We start from the raw sequence: 17,122 nt of genomic DNA on the forward strand, positions 1-17,122 counted from the left end.
GATCATCATGAAAGTTTCAGTGCGCTGCTACTTCCGGCTGACACAATGAAGAGGGGAGGCATCATTTCCATAGAGGTCTCCCCTCTTTCATCTAATAAGTGCTGCGGTTGATATCAATAATTATCGTAAAATGGTTGTCATATGTAGAAACAATTTCTTGAACATATACGGCATGGGTTCCTAATTCTTCCCTCTTTTGGGTCACGATTGTTTGTAACAGGGCTGCGAGTGATTCACCTTCTCCTAATTCAATATCAATAAACTCTTGATCCTTCATTTTCTCAACTCCTTTTCTTCTCTCTATACGAATGAAACGGGGCTGGAGTTTCGTATTAATTGAAAAAGTTGCCAAGAAAAAGAGCCAACACAAGGTTGACTCCCTCTATTATTAAAATGTGTGTGCTAAATCTTTTGCTCTTGCAATTGCATTCTCTTTGATTTCCGCTGCTTTATCAGGCATTGCTGCATGTCCTTCTACAAATAATCCTTCGAATGAAGGAACGCCATAGAATTGCATCATTACTTCCAGGTAGCGGTGTCCCATTTCCATTCCGGCTGCCGGACCCTCTGAGTAAATTCCTCCACGTGCTTGAATGTGAAGAGCTTTTTTATCTGTTAGAAGTCCAACCGGCCCCTGCTCCGTATATTTGAAAGCTTTACCTGCCACTGATACAGAGTCAATATATGCTTTCATTACTGGAGGGAATGAGAAGTTCCAAAATGGTGTAACGAAAATATATTTATCTGCTTCGACAAACTGATCGGATAATTCACCAAGTCGGCCAACTTTTGCTTGCTCTTCTTGAGAGAGTTCTTCGAATCCTTTCCCGGATTGCAATTTACCCCAGCCGCTGAATACGTCAGCATCGATTTGTGGGATATTTTCCTTGTATAAGTCCAAAGCAACCACTTCGTGACCCGGGTTTGCTTCTTTATACGTATCAATGAATGCCTTCCCTACAGCCATGCTGTAAGATTGTGTATCGTCGTGTGGATGTGCTGTAATATATAATACCTTTGTCATGTTGAATCGTCCCTTTCTGTATGTGAAATGATCCTTATCAAGGTTTAGAAATGATTTGAAATCATGTATCTCGAACCATGATAGTCTTAATTCAAGATTAATAATATAAGATATTACCCTGAAACACAAATGAAAAGCTTCCAGTCAAAAAAAATAAGGAATTAGTCGCATGAACGAGACTGATTCCCTATAAAAAACTTAGTCATTGTCAGGATATGTTCTTTGTAAAAAGGTCACAGACTGGTGAATCAATTGCTTTAACACCGTTTCGTCAATGTCTGCTACTTTATTTATGTACACACACGCTTTACCGGATGTATGCTTCCCGAATGACTCCAGGAGTTTTTCTCTTTCGGAGTCACCTGTGGCAAAGTATAAGCTTATCTTGGCTTTTCTGGGTGAAAACCCTACTAATGGAGCGTCTCCCTCGTGACCCGTTTTATATTTATAATGATAAGAACCGAATCCGATAATACTTGGTCCCCACATTTTTGCTTCATGGCCGGTTGCTTCACTGAAAATATCCAGTAACCTATAAGCATCCTCCTTTTTTTTAGGATCTTCCACTCCCTCAATAAATTCAATGACGCTCGCATCATTTTGTTTTGTTTTCAATTCATACATATGACCAGCTCCTTTTTCCTTTTCTTCCTAACCCACTATTTCTCTTTAAATCCTGCTGATTCCTGCATGGAGTCTGATATTATGAAATGATTCAAGTACCTCATTTTCTTTGACATCTATGACCGTATCGATTATGATGGTTTCATAATTTAATATTCTCCTAAAGGGGAGTAGCTGTAACAATAAAGTCGTCATTACAGAGTGTATGCTCTCGGCTTTATTGACAACCATGTTGTTAGCGAGACCTTTACCAGTTGGTGAAGGCTAATATATGTCCAAAAAAGACCTTTACCACCATTGGTAAAGGTCTTTTCTTTATTATTTCACTTTGAAAGGAAGTAATGGACAATGAAAAAGTTAAAATCAAACCTCTCTCGATTAATAGAAGATAACAAAGAAGAAATGATAAGAAATCGACGGGAGATGGACAGAATCGAAGAAAAAATCGATAAGAAATATACTACGGCGAAAAAGGAGCATGCCTAATGATACTGCGTAAATACATGTCCCTCTTCGGTGTGGGGTCTGCGAAGATTGATCTTGTGCTGCCTAAAACTTCATTTAAACAAGGAGAACTCTTGCATGGTTACTTCTTTTTAGAGGGTGGCATCATTGAACAAAAGCTGAGGCGGGTTGAATGTGATTTGGTTATGATTGATAAGAATGGAAAAGAAGAGAAACTCATTGATTCCACCACTGTAATACAATCGGATATTATCCAGGCAGATGAACGTAATAAACTGTCATTTACCTACCGAATCCCTTTGGGAGTTCCTTGTTCTCAAGAGGGTGTCCGTTACTTGTTCAAGACTAAGCTGACGTTTGATCAGGGTGTTGAAAGCGTGGATGAGGACTATATTTCAATTGTATAGAAGAATGGCTCGCAATCTTCTGCGAGCCATTTTTATCATGTATTTTCTTTCTTAATGTCCTCAAGTAGTGAAATGATCTTTTCATTCTGCTCGATCATCGTCTGATTTTGCTTCCTGAATTTCGTGAAATCAAACGAGAAGATAAGAAGAAACACAGCTAAAAATATGATCATCAATTTCGCTCCCCCCCCAATCTTATGGATTCTCTTTATATTTAATATAAATCAGCTCGGGATCGCCAGGGTCCAGGTTTTCAATCATTCCGCTTGGAGTGTAGCCATTTTTCTTGAAAACCTTTTGCATCTCGATGTTTGACTGATTAGTAGATGAAAAGATTTTTTCTGTTGGGGAAATCTTCTCAAAATAATTCAAAAGGGAAGACGCATACCCATTTCTCCTCTCCTCAGGAGCAATGATGATTAGAGAGACAAATGCGTTCTCAAAAAACCGGGTATTGAATAGGAGGAAGCCAGTAGCCTTTCCTTCCCTTTTGACTACTAGACATCCCTGCTCCATTATCGCTCTTTGGATTTCTCCCCTTCTGTTTGCCTGCCCGATGACTTGTTGATCAATCTCAACAATCGCTTCCAGATCTGATAATTGAGCGTATTTCATTTCTCTCATGACTCACTACCTTCTTTTCCTTAAAATTATGTAAAGAAATACTAAGACAAAGATGAGAGTTACAATCAGTTTCCCTGCATCTCCAATAAAGAAATAACTGTCGTCAAAACGGTATGTTTCTTTTACAGTCGTCATGGTGGATGATCCTCCTCTATGTAGAAAAGGACACCGAATGAACAGGCGCCCTTTGGTTTTAAAGCGATTTGGACATTAATACATTTGTTACTTCATAACCTGTTTTTTGATACAAAGATATAGCTGTTTTGTTATGACCGAATACATGCAGTGATATTTTTGGGATACCTTTTTCCCTTGCAAAGGAGTCCAGTGACGCTAAAGCTGCCTTCCCATATCCTGATCCCCTTTTGCTCTCATGGATCTTAATATCATATATAAATATTTCCCGGGCTTCATCATTTAAATGAACCCATAAGTTACCTACGATTTCTTTGCTCTCTTCATGAACCAAAGAGAATAAATAATGATCTTTTGTTTCCCTGCCCTCAGGTAAAAGTTTATTAAATTCTTCCTTTGCTTGATCCAGGGACGTTTCTTTCTTGAAGTTACCTGCCTTTGTTTTTTCTTCTGCATATTCCTTGATGGACTCTTCTATCCACTCATTATATTCGTTCTCTGTCATGGTTTTTAATAGAATCATAAAGTGATTCCTCCTTTACTTATTTCCAGCGCTGTCTTATTTCCCTTACTACAATTTCAGGACGGTCCCAATGAAGAAGGTGGGTCGTTCCCGGAATGCACTTTACTTCTCCCTTGGTCTTACTAAAAAGGTCGGCTGTCTTTTTACGGGTTTCGGAAAGGCTTTCTGGAAGAGACGCCCTTAATAATAAAACGGGGTTTTTAATTTTGTGATAAATATCCTCAACCTCATCTTTGTGCATGGCACGGATGATGTGACCAGCTGTTTCTCCGCGGGCATGCCAATAATATTGATGGTTATGATAAAGGAAAAGATCTTGAGCCGCCTCCATCTTTAATGAAGACCAGCTTAAAGTTTCACTCTTAACGAGGGCGAGGAAGTCCTCCCATGTGTCCCAAGCCTGCTCAAAGTCTTCTTCATAATAAGCGACTTCTTCTTCTACGGTTTGAATCGAATGACGTTTTCCCTGATAACCCCCATCGATCAACATTAATTCTCTGAGCTTATCGGGGTATTCGGCTGCATAAAAAAGAGCGACAAAGCTACCCCATGAATGAGACAGGAAATAAAATGAATCGACTTCAAGGAGTTCAATCACTTCATTAAGCCATTCGGCCATGTTATTCATTTCATATTCTTCCCCGCGTTCAAATGGGGCAGTCTTTCCATGACCAGGTGCATCAATGGAAATGATTCTATAGTCTTCCTTTAAATCGTGCGCTATTTCAATAAAACTGAGGCCTGTACTCCCTAAGCCATGAAGACAAAAGATCACGGGTTTCTCAGGGTTGCCCCATTCCGTAATGCGTATTCGCTGGAGTTGTTTTTGAATAAAATAACGTTTTATAGTGTTCATCTCCTATGTATATCTTTCCTTCTCTTATTCTTTTATTTTACCATTATCATCCAACATATTCTTGCTAAGTTTTGAAAAAAGTGTTGATATGGATTTAAACCACAAAAAGGCCCTAAGCAGAGCCTTTCGAAGTGAAGCGCTTTATTTTAGTGGAGGGTTTTTAATTCGGTTCCACATGAACATGCACATCATACACCTCATGCTTATCCATCAATTCTTCTTCTACTTCACTTGAAATATCATGTGCCTGTTTTATATCGAGGGTTGACCTTACAAGAATCACAACATCGACAACGGTGTTATTTCCATAATTTCTTGCGCGAATATCTTTAACACCTTTAACTCCGGGGAGATTGAGGACAGTCTTTTCGTAAGATTCTATAAGCTCTTCATCGAATCCATCCGTTAAGTAATGGGAAGCTTCTATGAAAATGCCCCACGCTGTTTTACATATAAGTACGCCGACAATGACAGCCGTAAGGGGATCCAGCCAGGGCAGATAAAATTGAGCACCAATGATTCCAATCACCGTACCGATGCTTACCCATGCATCGGAAAGATTATCTTTTGCCGCAGCCATAAGGGATTGACTATTGATTTTCTTTGCTAATTTTTTGTTGTATCTATAGACAAAGTACATGACCATTGCAGCCCCAATACCAGTCCATGCGGAAATAAGGTCCGGTGCCTCGGTTTTTCCGTCAAATACCGATTGGATAGCATTGTATAGAACTTGTATCCCTACCACCATCATGATAAAAGATGCCAGTAAAGAGGCTACACTTTCCGCTTTCCAATGGCCATATGGATGATCTTGATCGGCTGGCTTCCTCGAATACCTTAGTCCGATAAATACCGCAACGGAAGCCACGATATCAGTTGCATTGTTCAACCCGTCTGCACGTAATGCTTCTGAACCGGCTGTTGTGCCAATGAGGAATTTAATGAGTGATAATATAATATAGGCAATGATGCTAATAACTGCACCACGCTCTCCTAATTTCAACTGATCATATTTTTCTTGATTCACTATCATTATCCTCCAGATTTTATATGTACCTGAATATCATAGCAACCCCTTCCTATGTGGGTCTATAGCAACCTTCTTTAGTGAAGCAATCTTAATATGAAGGGGTGAAAAGTGTTTCCGAGAGCAAACTTTTATAAAGGCAATAAAAATAGAACTGCATATACAGTCCTCGTATGTATGAGTTCAATTATTTTGGTTACGATGAATACTAACGAAAATATAATGGGAGGTGCCATATTTGGTCACGAAAGAATGTCCTTGTGAACGCTGTACATGCAAGACGAAAAAAGAATGTGATTGTCCCTGCTGCTGTGAAAAATAAAAAGAAATCCCTGGGCGTTGTAAAATCCCGGGATTTATTTTTTTTATTTAAACCCTTACGTTCACCCCGACTATTTCGTCGAAGTATTGAACAGATTTCATTTCATCATCGATCCATTCCGTTCTTTTCCATGTTTGCTCGATAAAAACATCTGCAATCATGCGTTTTCTTTTTCCGCCAAACGTAGATGCATCTTTAAGGGCAATCACACTTTCAAAAATTTTGACCATCAGTTCTGCTATTCTTTTCGCATGATAGGTCTGTGTATCATGATTAGACGTAGTTACCAATTCCAATAGTTGCTCAAGTTTTAAAATCCCTTCCGTTACGGGGATCGTTAAAAGTGTGAATTCTTCAGGAACAAGGGATAGCTCTTCTTTCATTTTGGCTAAAAAGTATTCGTGAGCCCGGTGTTTATTCATTAATCTCAGAACTTCGAGTCCTAAAATATTGGCTGTACCTTCCCACACTGTTAATACCTGGGCGTCCCGGAGTAAACGGGGAAGAACGAAATCTTCAATATAACCATTTCCACCATGAAGCTCGATTGCTTCATGTGAGAAGTGAATCGCCTGCTCCGCTGATTCTTTCTTCAGGATGGCAATAAGCAGCCGATTCAGGACAGATTCTTCCTCTGTTGAGGGAATTTCATCAGAATCGACTCGATCAAACAAGTGAACGAGATGGAAAACGGCACTGGTTTCCACTTCCTGTTTAGCTGCAAGGCGGGTCAAGGTTTCTTTAATCATCGGAAAATGAGCCAGAGGCTGTCCGAATGCTTCACGATGGAAAGCGTAATTTTTCGCTTCCAGATAGGCTCTTCTCATAATGCCGATCGAAGCAACGGCATTACAAATCCGTGAAAGATTCAGTGCTTCCATCATATAGTAGATGCCCCTATTCGGCTCTCCAACAAGATAGGCGTTTGCACCTTTGAACTCCACCTCTGCTGAAGGCACTGCCCTGACACCCAACTTGTCCTTCAATCTTCGAATGTGGATACCATTAAGGGAACCATCATCGTTTCTCCACGGAACAGCGAATAAGCTAAGTCCCTTTGTTCCCTTACCGGATCCTTCTATCCGGGCGAGAACCATGGTCACTCCGCACATGCCGGAATTGGAGGCGAAATATTTTTCTCCCCATAGCTGATAGGATTTACCATCTTGAACAGCCTTTGTATCATTTGCGCCGACATCAGACCCTCCCTGCCTCTCGGTTAAAAAGGTCGCTCCCTCAAATAATTCGACTTCTCCTGTTGAAAGGACGTGGGGAAGGAACATTGCTTTCACCTCACGAGACGCATACCTTTCAAGAAGGAGGGCCGTTGCCATGGAAAGGGTGACTGGGCAATAGAAACCTGGCTCGGTTTGAGACAATAGATATCCCTGGGCATAGGAATACATATAATTCCCTTTAGTCCCAAGCTCGTGTATTTCTTTATGAATATACCCGACAATTCCTTTATTGTAAGTTTGTTCAACTGTTTTCTTGTATCCTTCATTTACCCATATTTCAGAAATTTCTTCTCCAAATCGGTCGTATTTAATAAGCTTAGGCTGTCCCTCGCGATCTGTGTGGACGGCCCGTTCATCAATTTCTCCTGCACATAGCTCGCCGAAAGTGTTCAGCTCCAGATCGGCCCATGAGAAAAAATCTGAATCAAGATAAACCTCGAGGATTTCTTTTAAATGAGGGTCTTCATGATAAAAATTCTCAATCTTTCTCATGAATTCACCTCCTGAATCATATCCCGTAAAGCCTGTTTCAGTATTTTACCTGTGGCATTACGCGGTAGGGCATGCAAGGTTTCATACAGTTTTGGAATTTTATAACTTGCGAGTTTCCCCTTTAGGAATTCATTACATACCGGCGAGAGTTCATTCACCTTAAGCGAACTGACGACATACGCTTTAACAGTTTCCCCCCACTCGGGATGCGGGACTCCAACGACTGCCACCTCGGAAATGGCCGGATGTTCGAGAAGCAGTTCTTCGATTTCTTTAGGAAATACGTTCACCCCGCCGGAAATGATCATATCCTTTTTGCGGTCCACCACCCATATATATCCTTGTTCATCCATTCTGGCAAGATCTCCAGTTTTTAGCCATCCATTGATAAAGGCTTCATTGGTCTTCTCATGGTCTTTATAGTATCCTTTCATATTTCCTTCACCGTATAGGAGAATTTCTCCCACCTCATTCGTGTCAACTGGATTCCCCGCTTCATTAACAATCTTTATTTCTGTTCCGAGTGCCCCTCTCTTCCCGATACTCCCTCCTTTCTCGTGGTGTTCATCTGCAGATAGAAGGGTTCCGCTGGGTCCAGCTTCTGTCAGACCGTAAACACAATGAAGGAGGTCCGTCCCTAACCGTTCTTTAATATAAGCAATTTCTGTTGTGGAAACAGGTGCTCCGCCATAGACCCAATATTTCATTGAAGTAAGATTATATGTTTGAATGTTTGGCAGTTTGGAAGTGAATAGGTAGGCGACCGGTGCACCGAAAAAGTGTGTGATCCGTTCTTGCTGTACCATCTTAAGTAGATTCTCAGGGGTGAAGGTCGGTGATAAAACATGGGTGCTTCCTACATAAGTACCTGCTATAAGGAATAGATGAAGTGGCGCAGAATGACTTAGAGGCATCATATGGAGGATCCTGCTCTCGGGTTTCATCTCAAATTCTACACACATCATGGTGGAAACGGTTAGGATATTTCGGTACGTGAATAGAACTCCTTTTGGCTGACCTGTCGTACCGGATGTATAAAGGATGGTAGCGTCATCCTCTTCACTCATGGTGCAGTCGATTTCTTCTTTACTCCCTTCATTCAGAATGTCATCGAATGATTTCCAAGCCCCTTGTGTCTTCCCTGTCTTAACACATAATAGAGTACCGGGGTCAATGCTCTCTACCGTTTCCCAAACCCGCTCATGTGCAAGGATGGCACGGGCATCGCTGTGGTGTACAATAAATGTCAATTCATCAGAAGTAAGCTTTGCATTAACCGGGACAATGATTGCACCCAACCGTAGGACTGCGAAATAACTGATGATAAATTCCTTCGTGTTCGGCATGAACAGCATCACTTTATCCCCGACAGCTATACCCCGCATTTTCAAGCTGCTGGCCAACTGATTGACTTTTTCATTCAACTCCCGGTAAGTCATCTCTTCATCCTCGGTAACAATCGCTTGGCGTGTTGGATATTTCCTGGAATTTCGAGACAATAATTCTGAGATATTCATTCTCGCTTCTCCCCTGACTCATTTAATTTTTTGAGGAAGTCATCCCTTAGTTCTTCCATTTCAGCTCTCATCGTTTCCAGTTCATGAATGAAGGTGGTTATCTCCTCTATTTTCATGTTCCCATATTCAACTGTGCGTTCCAATTGCTTCCTTCCACTTCGATCTTGATCAAACAGGTGAATCATTTCCTTGATCTCTTCCAAAGTGAATCCGAAACGTTTTCCGCGGAAAATTAATTTAAGTCTGGTGACATCACTCTTGGAGTAAAGTCTTCTTCCTGATTCACTCCTTTCAGGTTGTAATAGATGAAGTTCTTCATAATACCGGATCGTACGTGTCGTTACTTTGAATTCCTTTGCTAATTGTGAAATGGTATAAGACATACTGATCAGCTCTTTGTTGGAAAATTTTGATATTTTCATTGTATCATTGACGTTGACGTAAAGTTCAACTGGTTTTTACAAAATGTCTACTTTTTTGATGTGGTGTTTATTTTCATAAGAAAAGTGGGAAAGTACAAAATAATCCAATAGAAGGGAATGTGAATACATAATGCCAGTTCAGGTACCGAAAGATAAGGGGATTGACCGCACATTGTCGATCTTTAAAGATGGCTATGAATTTATTCAAAAACGTACTCAGAAGCATCATCTGGATGTATATGAAACAAAAGTTCTTGGTAAGAAGGTCGCTCTTCTCAGCGGTGAAGAAGGTGTGAAACTTTTCTATGATAATGAAAAGATGAAGCGGAATGGAGCGATGCCTCCCCACATACTGAACACACTTTTTGGTAAAGGCGGGGTACAGACGTTAGATGGAAAGTCTCATGTGCACCGTAAACGTTTGTTTATGTCTTTGATGACACCTGAAGGCCTCGAGGAATTGCATAAAATAACGACAAAAAAGTGGGATGAATATACACGTAAGTGGGAAAAGAAAAGCAAAGTTAACCTTTTCGATGAGTCCCTGGAATTACTTACAAAGGTCGGGTGTGAATGGGCTGGTATTCCGATAAAAGAGAAAGAAATTCCGAAACGCTCCAAAGATTTAAACAAATTAATTGAAGGAGCATCGAAAGTCGGTCCCCAGTATCTTGCAAGCCTGCGGGCAAGGAATCGATTAGAAAAATGGATTGAAAGCGTTATCCTTATGGTGCGTCAAGGAGAGCATGAAACAAGAAAAGGGTCTGCCCTGTATGAAATGGCTTTCCATCAAGACCTCAATGGGGACCTTCTTGATAGACAAGTGGCTGCAGTCGAATTATTAAATATCATTCGCCCTTTAGTAGCCATATCACGCTATCTGGTGTTTGGTGCCGTTGCACTTACAGAGCAGCCTGAGTGGAAAGAAAAGATCATGTCAAATGATGAAGACCTGCGTTGCTTCATTCAGGAAGTGCGTCGCTACTACCCCTTTTTCCCATTTCTGGCTGCACTGACTACCAAAGATTTCGTATGGCAGCAATATCGTTTTAAACAAGGTCAAATGGTCATGCTTGATTTATATGGTACGAATCACGATCCCCGGATCTGGGAGAATCCTGATCATTTCGAACCCGGACGGTTCAGTAACTACAAAGGCAGTATTTATGAACTGGTCCCACAAGGCGGTGGGGATTATGATACGGGTCACCGCTGCCCAGGGGAATGGCCGACCATTGAAGTTTTGAAAGCCAGCTTCTCCTTCATGAGTAAGCATCTTAAATATCGACTGCCGAAGCAGGATATGAGCTATAGCCTTCGGGAGATTCCATCCCTCCCCAAAAGTGGATTCGTGATGAAGAAGGTATGCTATATATAACGTTGGTGCATTTGTAATCTATAAGATAAAACACAGAAAGGCGGGTTATGTTCCCGCCTCTCTGTGTTTTATGACTATCCTAATGATTTAGTAAAAATGATAGGTGCCTCCATACAATCCTCTGAATCGTCAATTAATTCAATAATGGCTATATCCGTTATCTCCGCTTTTATCGTGTCTCCCCTACCTAAACAATGCTCGAACCCCTCAGCCAATTTTTCAGGGGAAAGTTTATTAGCCAAAGTGCAGTGTGGAATCCAATTGCCTGGAAGATAAAGTGGATTAGCCTGATGATTAAAAGAATGAAAATGATCGTAATGTGATGAGTGAAAGTCCAGAAGCTCCCTCGTAACTGTCGGGGAAAGAAAAAGTGTGCCGAAGTTCAAAAAAGATCCTACAGTATTAAATGTGATGCTGAAAGATACCATATGTTCATAAAATGTGTCTAAAGATTCTATGTATGCCTCTTTGTCTAATTCTGTGTAACTGCCTAATGTAATATGAGGACGGGCATCATTGATCTCTTCTTCATAATAAGAAATGTTCTTAACCGCTAGTTCCTTCCAAATTCCTTTAATAAGCTCTTCCGTTTTATCATCGAATAGAGCGATGACCCAGTACATAGGCGAACCACCTTTCTTAACATACGGATTTAACATGTCCCGTATATTTATACTCTAACACAGTCTCACTCAAGATGAATCGGATGTAAACGCTTAATGATTGGCAGAGTGAATACTTTCTATATCATTAAATAATTTGATGAAAATCTTTGACATCGATAAGAAAATGATGTAAATTACCTTATGGACGAACATTTATAAAATAAACAAACTTTAATATTCGTGTTTAGGGGTGTAATGATGGAAAATGTATTTGATTATGAAGATATTCAATTAATTCCTGCAAAATGTGTGGTTAACAGCCGATCTGAGTGTGATACGAGTGTAACCCTGGGTGGCCATTCGTTTAAACTGCCTGTAGTTCCAGCCAATATGCAAACCATAATTGATGAAAAAATTGCTGTCTATTTAGCTGAAAATAATTATTTCTATATCATGCATCGTTTTGAACCAGAAAAACGCGTGTCATTCATTAAAGATATGAAATCACGTGGATTAATTTCTTCTATTTCAGTAGGTGTAAAGGAAGAGGAATACACGTTTGTCCGGCAGCTGGCTGAAGAAAAGCTTGTACCGGAATTCATTACAATCGATATTGCACACGGGCATTCCAATGCTGTCATCAACATGATTCAACATATTAAAAAACATGTACCTGAAAGCTTTGTGATTGCCGGGAACGTTGGTACCCCTGAGGCCGTAAGAGAATTAGAACATGCGGGGGCAGATGCTACCAAGGTTGGAATCGGGCCGGGGAAAGTTTGTATTACCAAGATCAAAACAGGGTTTGGTACTGGTGGATGGCAGCTGGCTGCGTTGAGATGGTGCGCTAAAGCGGCTACTAAACCAATCATTGCTGATGGAGGCATCCGGACTCATGGGGATGTGGCAAAATCCATCCGCTTTGGTGCCTCTATGGTAATGATCGGATCACTATTTGCCGGTCACGAAGAATCTCCTGGAGAAACGATTGAGAAAGAAGGAAAGCTTTTCAAAGAGTACTTTGGATCAGCTTCCGAATTTCAAAAGGGTGAGAAGAAAAACGTTGAAGGAAAGAAAATGTACGTTGAACATAAAGGGTCACTAGAACATACTCTGATTGAAATGGAACAAGATCTTCAATCTTCAATCTCCTATGCAGGAGGAACGAAACTTGAATCCATCCGTACAGTAGATTACGTTGTGGTGAAGAATTCGATCTTTAATGGGGATAAGGTATATTAATCTTAAAAAGGTGAAAGGTGGGCAGTGTTTGCTCACCTTTTTTTAATGGTCATATTAGGTTTCAACTATTTTTTCTCTGCAATGATTGTAAACAAACCTGGTATGTTATTTTCAATCCCCAATGGAGCATTGCGTGGGAATGCCCATCTTATCCCGGCCTCCTCCTCTAATTGAGTAATGGTCAAGCCGGTAGTGGCAATTGATGTGATGATATCACCCAGTGTCCACCTGCGTATTCTATTCTTAGTGGATGGGTGCAGTAAATCAGTCTTTAATAATTTCCGGAATGCAACATCTACTTCAACTTCACAGGTCCCAAAGTAATCCCCTGCTGCCACCATTCTCGCCCCCTCAACCGTTAGTAGTTTAGTAAGTACAGGATGGAAATCCCTCAAGATGAACGTCCCTCCTTTTTTTAACATCTTTCTGACGATAGTAAAAACCGGCACTAAATCCACAAAATAATGTAGAACCCCAAGTTCCATAATGACAAAATCATAATCCTCTTCTTTCTCTTCACCGGGGATTTCTAATAAATCAGAAACGATATAATGAATGTCGACACCAGCGGCTTCTGCCAATTCCATCGCGTACATGCTATTTTCTTTCGAAATATCCACTACAGTAACCTCTGCACCCAATAAGGCAAAGGACACTGCCTTATTCCCCTTTGACCCTAGTAAATTTGCAATTCGTTTCCCTCTGATATCACCCATATGGTTTAAATACTTCAATATCTTTTGTTGGGGGCTCTTTATAAGCGTAAGAGCATAATCTTGTGGTAATCCATGACGATTCACCCAAGCTTGATAAGCACCATCATTCCATCCTGCCCTATTAATACTACTAAACTCACTTTGCCTCAAAATCTCGTCACCTCCAGAATAAATGGTAGAGGGACGGACCTCAAAAAACACTCCACTTATCCTCCCAGATCCTTATACAATCAGGGTCTTCCCAGGATAAGTAACACCTTTTTGAGGTCCGTCCCTCTTCTCTAAACAAAAAACGCGAACCTGCATGGCAGGCAGGTTCGCGCTAAATTAACTAAATTTGATGTTTTGCAATGTTTTAAGGCTTTGGGTGTCGGTGTCCTTCAGTTCTCCGTAGAAGAGGATACTTGGGTCAATTTTTATGATTTCTCCGGTGGAAGCCGACCACTCTTTCGATGAAGCTACTAAAAGTGCATCTTGATTAATATACGCTTCTGACATCTTTCTATCAGCAGGATGAACAAACGTCATCATCTCTTTCCGCTCGTCAGATCCCAACTTAACGAATGGTGTATCTCTTAATACGAATTCTTCCGACCCCGCGTAGTATTTATGGAAGATTCCTTCTGTAGGAAGTGAAATGTAACTGGATTGTAACGTCTCTCCCAGCTTGAAGAAAGCATCCAGGTCCAGTATTTCTTTGTCGATCGTTTGCCCTGAATGTTGATGAATTTCCGCATAAACGGCAAGCACCGGTACTTCCGGCAGGGTCAAGGCGAATTGACGTAGAATGACGCCTTTCATCGTCTCGTGCTGCTTAAACTCTGTTGTTAAACTGAGACCGGACCAATGGTGACCATTATGATCCACTTTCGTCACTGATTCAATCGTTGTTTTTTCTTTCAGCATAGAGTAAGCACTGACATTTCGGAAAGAATATGCAATCCCACCGCCCCATGGGTTCCACCAGGCGCGCGGGCCCGGCGTTGGGTATTGATGATCAAGTGCTTCGTTTCCACTTAAACTTAATGAATAAATTCCCGGATGGTAATCCGAAGAGACCTTAAACGAAATAACCCCATTGTCAACAGACCAAATATCATCATTTTGTCCGATCTTCACATCTCTGTTTCCTTTAACGAATTGCAAGGAGTCCATCCTTGCCGTTTGACTCTTTGCAATGAATTCACCTGATACCCATCTTACTCCAGGAGAACAATGTTCAAGTTGAACGTTCACATGAGTCACGCTTTCGTCTTTCAGCACCTCTTTCACCAGGGTCTCATCTTCGTGCTGAACGGTTAATCTTCCATGGATATAAGGAGTCATCATGGATTTGAATGAATAGTCCTCTTTAACACCTAAGGTAGAGACAACGTCTCCCTTTGCTTTTTCGAAAGCAAATAGTGGAAGCTCCTTCAATTCCACGTCTTCCCCTGTAATGAATTCGCGCCAATTCGACCAGTGATTAGAAACGTTGATGCCTACCTGTATCGGACCTAAACATAGCTCCTCTTGGGCTTGAAGCAAGTCCATTTCATATTCCAAAGCCATCCGCCAATCATCTTTTCTGACTGTCGCATTTTCCGGCCATGCTAAACCGATCGTGTCTCCTTTTGCTGTTCCTATAAACATCCATCTCTCTGAGATAGCTCTGTCATCGATATATTCAACAAATGGAACGAGAGACTCATTTCCAATTAAGACCCCATTGTTTTGAGGGACAGCCAGCCCTTCAAAATTTGTGAACACGGGCTGTATCAAAGAAAGCCTTTTCTTATCATCAATTCCTTTATTCACAACCTCATGCTTAACTTCCACCAAACCTTCTCCATACAACTTGAAATATGAATTGAGTAAAATGGAAGGAAAGGCTTCTGATACGAGTGATGTTTTAATAACCAATGCTTCTGGTAACTCGATGAATTCAATACAAGATGCTTCTTTTTTTGAAAATTCTTCACTGTATGGTTTACCGAATTTAGGAGTAAATAAAGAAATTGGATCCCTGGAGAATGCAGTTGAACCTATTTTCACCATATGGTTTCTTTTTTCGATTTCAACAAAGTGTGGTCCATTATATCCAAACCAGTGCTCGTCTGTTTCTCCGCCGAATTTAGCCCCGAATCCTGGAAATGCACATCTCAGTGTAGTCGTAAAGGAGGTTTGGTGTCCGTTTTCCCATTCGACCTCTATAACAATTTCTTCTGATAAGAACCCATTTTTCAATAGTTGAGCAGGGATTGGGATGGAAGTTCTCCCTTTGGCGCTGATCCGTTCGATCACGTCAGATTTTTCCCAGCATATTACTTTATTTTCAGGCAGTTTCACTGTCCAAGTGGAATCTTCACCAACCTGACTTTCAAGGTCGAGATAGACGGTTCCCTTACTATGGGGTCTCCAATTCTTTTTCACAGACCCTAGGTTCACTTTGCCTGCCTGCTTGGGGTATACACCCATTTTCAGCGAAAGATCTTGCTTATTCAGTTTGAAATCAGCCCCGATCGTGGGGTGGGTTTTCCATGGACCCGGTTTACTTTCCGGCATTGAAATCTTTACAGGATAATCTCTCATCCATTTGTTTTCGACCAGAAAGGTATCTTCGAAATTATGTTCTGCTATCGGTGACGAGACCCCTTTTAACGAAACTTCAATAGGTTCCTTGCTGCGGTTCTCAACATGATAGCTTACATAGTGGTCTTCATTCTCCAGAAGTTTGAATTCAGGCAGAATCATTTGAACTAAATAGTCCTGGGTTTCAATTAAACGAATACCCCGTCCCGTTCGTTCAAATTGAATACGGACAAATTCTTCGCCTGCTTCCCACTTATATTCATAATACGTATGGTCATTCACCTTTAAAGCATCCGGTTTAATTTCAATCAAGCGCTGACTGGTTTCATACCAATCATGTTTCTCGAAAAAAGGCTTCAGCATCTCGATTTGAAGCACCATTGGGATGAAATTCATTAAATGGACCGTATCATCACGGTCTTCCCAGAAAAATCCGCATTTTTTATAAAGTGGCACAGCTTTTGTGTTTCCCGGCCAGGTAAACAGGTCAAGTCTTGGCCACTGTAATTCCACCGTCTTCTCGATCGCTTTTAACACAAGCTGTTTGCCGATTTTCAACCCTTGATACTTAGGGTGTACATTTAGTAACGGAATGTACAAAGCCCCTTCATCTTCACGATATTCGGAAAGTCCACAGTACCCTGCGACCTCATCGCCTATCATGGCTAAAAATAGATGAAGATTGGTGGAATTGGCTTCCTTGTCCTTCACATCCTGTTCTGTTGTAACGGTGGAATCCCCGCCCCAATTTTCACGGCTTTCATTCCACATCTTCGCGATTCCTTTTGCTAAACCTTCATGATATTCTACGATTTTTACTTGCTGAAGCGTTGTCTTCATAATAACCTCCCAGGCTATGTTTTAATTGAAAGAACCTCATATTCATTGATTTTTAAACTTGCATCGACGATTGGAATCATCGTCATCGCCT

At 41.0% G+C, this 17,122-nt stretch carries 18 protein-coding genes; 4 read left to right on the plus strand and 14 right to left on the minus strand.

The window, feature by feature from the left end; all coding sequences use genetic code 11:
• Positions 1–91: 91 nt before the first annotated feature.
• The 3 genes from AM506_RS08600 to AM506_RS08610 form a co-directional block, all read right to left on the minus strand.
• Complete coding sequence (locus AM506_RS08600; RefSeq protein ID WP_060672079.1) at positions 92–277, minus strand: hypothetical protein; 186 nt, start codon at positions 275–277, stop codon at positions 92–94.
• A 111-nt stretch (positions 278–388) separates the two neighbouring features.
• Positions 389–1,024, minus strand: coding sequence for an FMN-dependent NADH-azoreductase (locus AM506_RS08605; protein WP_060672080.1), 636 nt, complete (start codon positions 1,022–1,024; stop codon positions 389–391).
• A 198-nt stretch (positions 1,025–1,222) separates the two neighbouring features.
• Positions 1,223–1,648 (minus strand): DUF1801 domain-containing protein, encoded by a 426-nt coding sequence (locus tag AM506_RS08610; protein WP_060672081.1) that lies wholly within the window; start codon positions 1,646–1,648, stop codon positions 1,223–1,225.
• Positions 1,649–1,996: 348 nt separating this feature from the next.
• On the opposite strand from AM506_RS08610, the gene AM506_RS22480 reads away from it, so the two are divergent.
• Together AM506_RS22480 and AM506_RS08615 are read left to right on the plus strand one after the other, a co-directional pair.
• Positions 1,997–2,134 carry an FbpB family small basic protein gene (locus tag AM506_RS22480; protein WP_152968555.1) on the plus strand — a complete coding sequence of 46 codons (138 nt, stop codon included), beginning with the start codon at positions 1,997–1,999 and terminating at the stop codon, positions 2,132–2,134.
• Positions 2,134–2,520, plus strand: coding sequence for a sporulation protein (locus tag AM506_RS08615; RefSeq protein ID WP_060672082.1), 387 nt, complete (start codon positions 2,134–2,136; stop codon positions 2,518–2,520). The genes AM506_RS22480 and AM506_RS08615 overlap by 1 nt, the downstream gene beginning before the upstream one ends.
• Before the next feature lie 35 nt (positions 2,521–2,555).
• On the opposite strand, the gene AM506_RS22725 is transcribed toward AM506_RS08615, so the two are convergent.
• The 8 genes from AM506_RS22725 to AM506_RS08650 all read right to left on the minus strand — a co-directional run bounded on the left by AM506_RS22725 (position 2,556) and on the right by AM506_RS08650 (position 9,640).
• Positions 2,556–2,696 carry a hypothetical protein gene (locus tag AM506_RS22725; protein WP_160316863.1) on the minus strand — a complete coding sequence of 47 codons (141 nt, stop codon included), beginning with the start codon at positions 2,694–2,696 and terminating at the stop codon, positions 2,556–2,558.
• 19 nt (positions 2,697–2,715) lie between these two features.
• Positions 2,716–3,144 carry a GNAT family N-acetyltransferase gene (locus AM506_RS08620; RefSeq protein WP_060672083.1) on the minus strand — a complete coding sequence of 143 codons (429 nt, stop codon included), beginning with the start codon at positions 3,142–3,144 and terminating at the stop codon, positions 2,716–2,718.
• A gap of 193 nt (positions 3,145–3,337) precedes the next feature.
• The gene (locus AM506_RS08625; RefSeq protein WP_060672084.1) at positions 3,338–3,802 is read right to left on the minus strand and encodes a GNAT family N-acetyltransferase; all 465 of its coding nucleotides are present in this window, start codon (positions 3,800–3,802) and stop codon (positions 3,338–3,340) included.
• A gap of 19 nt (positions 3,803–3,821) precedes the next feature.
• Entirely contained in the window at positions 3,822–4,649 is an 828-nt protein-coding gene (locus AM506_RS08630) for an alpha/beta fold hydrolase (protein ID WP_060672172.1), read from the minus strand.
• Between the two features lie 169 nt (positions 4,650–4,818).
• Positions 4,819–5,688: a cation diffusion facilitator family transporter gene (locus AM506_RS08635; protein WP_060672085.1), complete on the minus strand. Its 870-nt coding sequence runs from the start codon at positions 5,686–5,688 to the stop codon at positions 4,819–4,821.
• Positions 5,689–6,057: 369 nt separating this feature from the next.
• Complete coding sequence (locus AM506_RS08640; protein ID WP_060672086.1) at positions 6,058–7,740, minus strand: acyl-CoA dehydrogenase family protein; 1,683 nt, start codon at positions 7,738–7,740, stop codon at positions 6,058–6,060.
• On the minus strand, positions 7,737–9,257 hold the full coding sequence (locus AM506_RS08645) for a class I adenylate-forming enzyme family protein (protein WP_060672087.1): 1,521 nt from the start codon (positions 9,255–9,257) through the stop codon (positions 7,737–7,739). Before AM506_RS08645 ends, AM506_RS08640 begins: the two co-directional genes overlap by 4 nt.
• Complete coding sequence (locus AM506_RS08650) at positions 9,254–9,640, minus strand: MerR family transcriptional regulator (RefSeq protein ID WP_060672088.1); 387 nt, start codon at positions 9,638–9,640, stop codon at positions 9,254–9,256. The genes AM506_RS08645 and AM506_RS08650 overlap by 4 nt, the downstream gene beginning before the upstream one ends.
• A gap of 169 nt (positions 9,641–9,809) precedes the next feature.
• Between AM506_RS08650 and AM506_RS08655 the strand changes: the two genes are divergently transcribed.
• Positions 9,810–11,057, plus strand: a complete 1,248-nt coding sequence (locus AM506_RS08655) for a cytochrome P450 (protein ID WP_060672089.1) — start codon at positions 9,810–9,812, stop codon at positions 11,055–11,057.
• 74 nt (positions 11,058–11,131) lie between these two features.
• Here AM506_RS08655 and AM506_RS08660 read toward each other — a convergent pair whose 3' ends face one another.
• Positions 11,132–11,680: a 2'-5' RNA ligase family protein gene (locus tag AM506_RS08660; protein WP_060672090.1), complete on the minus strand. Its 549-nt coding sequence runs from the start codon at positions 11,678–11,680 to the stop codon at positions 11,132–11,134.
• 240 nt (positions 11,681–11,920) lie between these two features.
• Between AM506_RS08660 and guaC the strand changes: the two genes are divergently transcribed.
• Complete coding sequence (guaC, locus tag AM506_RS08665; protein WP_060672091.1) at positions 11,921–12,904, plus strand: GMP reductase; 984 nt, start codon at positions 11,921–11,923, stop codon at positions 12,902–12,904.
• Between the two features lie 65 nt (positions 12,905–12,969).
• Here guaC and AM506_RS08670 read toward each other — a convergent pair whose 3' ends face one another.
• Together AM506_RS08670 and AM506_RS08675 are read right to left on the minus strand one after the other, a co-directional pair.
• Complete coding sequence (locus tag AM506_RS08670) at positions 12,970–13,770, minus strand: class I SAM-dependent methyltransferase (RefSeq protein ID WP_060672173.1); 801 nt, start codon at positions 13,768–13,770, stop codon at positions 12,970–12,972.
• Positions 13,771–13,947: 177 nt separating this feature from the next.
• On the minus strand, positions 13,948–17,031 hold the full coding sequence (locus AM506_RS08675) for a GNAT family N-acetyltransferase (protein WP_060672092.1): 3,084 nt from the start codon (positions 17,029–17,031) through the stop codon (positions 13,948–13,950).
• Positions 17,032–17,122: the final 91 nt, after the last annotated feature.

This window comes from Rossellomorea vietnamensis, assembly GCF_001305855.1.
Taxonomy (GTDB): Bacteria; Bacillota; Bacilli; order Bacillales; family Bacillaceae_B; genus Rossellomorea; species Rossellomorea vietnamensis_A.